Consider the following 2,726-nt stretch of genomic DNA (forward strand, 5'->3'; position numbering starts at 1 on the left):
CGGCGTGCTCCCTGTGGCGGTGGCGTACCGGGGTTCAACGCGCGGTCGGGCGGGCGGTCACTGGCGAGCCATCCGGTGGCCGCCGGACGGGTGGGCAAACCGCCTGTACGTGGCAGCAACCATTGCCATACGGGCGTGGCTCATGCATGCTCCGGTGAACGCCGGGCGGCCCTGTGCAGGCCTTGGCAGGGGGCCCTGACGGGCCCTTCGCAGGCTCTGGGCAGGAGAGGAGTGTCGCCGTACCCTTGGGGGTATGGGCTTGGGAAGATGATTCCCGGACGACCTTCCCGCTCCCGATCCTGACGCAGCACCCGAAAGCCGACCCTCCCGCAGAGGACTCCTTCGCCGAGACACCCATGGCCGGTCACGAATTCTCCGAACCCGCGGACCGCAAGCGGCAGGTCGCCGATCCGACAGCGACCCCCCAGGCGGCGGAAGAACCACGTCACTCCTGCGATCCCGCCTTCCGGCACGGTGTCGTCGTCGGCTTCGACGGCTCGACCTCCAGTGAGCGGGCCCTCGCCTACGCGATCGGGATGGCCCACCGCTCGGGATCGGGCCTGATCATCGTCCACGTCGCCAACCGGCTGCCCACCACGGTGTGGGCGGGGTGCGAGCCCCCGGTCTTCGTCGACGTCCCCGACCACCGCACCGAAGTGCTCGGCCTTGAGCTGGCCTGCGCGGACTATCTCTCCGAGGTGCCGTGGATCCTGGTCGAGCGCGGCGGCGACATCTGTCACGAGCTGGAGGAGGTCGGCCACGAGTACAGCGCGGACGCGATCGTCGTCGGCTCCACGCACGGCATCGTGGGGCGCATCTTCGGCTCCGTCGCGGGCCGTCTCGCGCGCCGTGCGCAGCGTCCGGTCATCGTCATCCCGTAGCCGTACGCCCCTTCGGGCGACAGGCTGCTTCAGGGCAGATAAATCTACTAGCGCGTAGAGGTGCCGCGCCCGCCCGTCGGGGGTACATAAACGACGCCGGCACACCGCCCTGCCGGCCGGGGGTGACGGCTACCGGTCGATGCGGGCGCGGGTCGGGGTAATGGGCGACCCCGGCCCTTGAGGAACGGCTCCCCGCGCGCTGGTGGCACACGCGGGGAGCCGTTCATTTTCCCCGGCCGTCCGGCTACTCCACGGTCACGGACTTCGCCAGGTTGCGCGGCTTGTCGATGTCCCGGCCGAGTGCCAACGCGGTGTGGTAGGCGAGGAGTTGCAGCGGGATGCCCATGAGGATCGGGTCCAGCTCGTTCTCGTTCTTCGGCACGACGATCGTCTGGTCGGCCTTCTCCTGCTCCTGGTGCGCGACCGCGAGGATCTTGCCGCTGCGGGCCTTGATCTCCTCAAGGGCGGCGCGGTTCTTCTCCAGGAGGTCGTCGTCGGGGACGATCGCGACGGTGGGCAGCGCGGGCTCGATGAGCGCGAGCGGGCCGTGCTTCAGCTCGGACGCGGGGTAGGCCTCGGCGTGGATGTAGGAGACCTCCTTGAGCTTGAGGGAGGCCTCGCGGGCGACGGGGTAGCCGCGCACGCGCCCGATGAAGAGCATCGAGCGGGCCTCGGCGTAGCTCTTGGCGATCTTCTTGATCTCGTCCTCGCGCTTGAGGATCTCCGAGATCTGTCCGGGCAGCTTCCGCAGGCCCTCGATGATCCGCTTGCCGTCGGCGGCCGAGAGGTCGCGGATGCGGCCCAGGTGCAGGGCGAGCAGGGCGAAGGCGACGGTCGTGTTGGTGAAGCACTTGGTGGAGACCACGCAGACCTCGGGGCCCGCGTGCACGTACACGCCCGCGTCCGCCTCGCGCGCGATGGCGGAGCCGACGACGTTCACCACGCCGAGGACGCGGGCGCCCTTGCGCTTGAGCTCCTGGACGGCGGCGAGCACGTCGTAGGTCTCGCCGGACTGGGAGACGGCGACGTAGAGCGTGTCGGGGTCGACGACCGCGTTGCGGTAGCGGAACTCGGAGGCGGGCTCCGCGTCGGCGGGGATGCGGGCCAGCTCCTCGATCATCTGGGCGCCGATCATGCCCGCGTGGTACGAGGTGCCGCAGCCGAGGATCTTGACGCGGCGCACCTTGCGGGCGTCGTGCGCGTCGAGGTTGAGGCCGCCGAGGTGCACGGTGGAGAAGCGGTCGTCGATGCGGCCACGCAGCACGCGGTCCACCGCGTCGGGCTGCTCGCAGATCTCCTTGTGCATGTATGTGTCGTGGCCGCCCATGTCGTACGACTCGGCCTCCCACTCCACGGTGGTCGGCGAGGCGGTGGTGCGCGAGCCCTCGGTGGTGTACGTGCGGTAGTCGTCGGCCTTGATGGTGGCCATCTCGCCGTCGTCGAGGGTGACGACCTGGCGGGTGTGGGAGACGAGCGCGGCGACGTCCGAGGCGACGAACATCTCCTTCTCGCCGATGCCGAGGACGACCGGGGAGCCGTTACGGGCGACGACGATGCGGTCGTTGAAATCGGCGTGCAGGACGGCGATGCCGTACGTGCCCTCGATGTGCCGCAGGGCCTCGCGGACCTTCTCCTCCAGGGTGTCCGCCTGGGAGCGGGCGATCAGGTGGGTGAGGACCTCGGTGTCGGTCTCGGAGAGGAACTCGACGCCGTCGGCGGTGAGCTTGGCGCGCAGCTCGGAGGCGTTGTCGATGATGCCGTTGTGGACGACGGCGACCTTCTCGTCGGCGTCCAGGTGGGGGTGGGCGTTCTCGTCGGAGGGGGCGCCGTGGGTGGCCCAGCGGG

The 2,726-nt window shown here is 69.9% G+C and carries 2 protein-coding genes; one reads left to right on the plus strand and one right to left on the minus strand.

Going from position 1 to position 2,726, the window contains the following annotated elements; translation table 11 throughout:
- The first annotated feature begins 356 nt into the window (after window positions 1-356).
- Window positions 357-881: a universal stress protein gene (locus tag AB8Z36_RS35820; protein ID WP_355819833.1), complete on the plus strand. Its 525-nt coding sequence runs from the start codon at window positions 357-359 to the stop codon at window positions 879-881.
- A gap of 244 nt (window positions 882-1,125) precedes the next feature.
- Here AB8Z36_RS35820 and glmS read toward each other — a convergent pair.
- On the minus strand, window positions 1,126-2,726 hold a 1,601-nt coding region (gene glmS / locus AB8Z36_RS35825), incomplete at its 5' end, for a glutamine--fructose-6-phosphate transaminase (isomerizing) (RefSeq protein ID WP_369217566.1).

Source organism: Streptomyces flavofungini (genome assembly GCF_041028215.1).
GTDB lineage: Bacteria > Actinomycetota > Actinomycetes > Streptomycetales > Streptomycetaceae > Streptomyces > Streptomyces flavofungini_B.

Coding starts and splice junctions, on each gene's coding strand:
- AB8Z36_RS35820 (WP_355819833.1), top strand. CDS start 357: ATGGCCGGTCACGAATTCTCCGAACCCGCGGACCGCAAGCGGCAGGTC.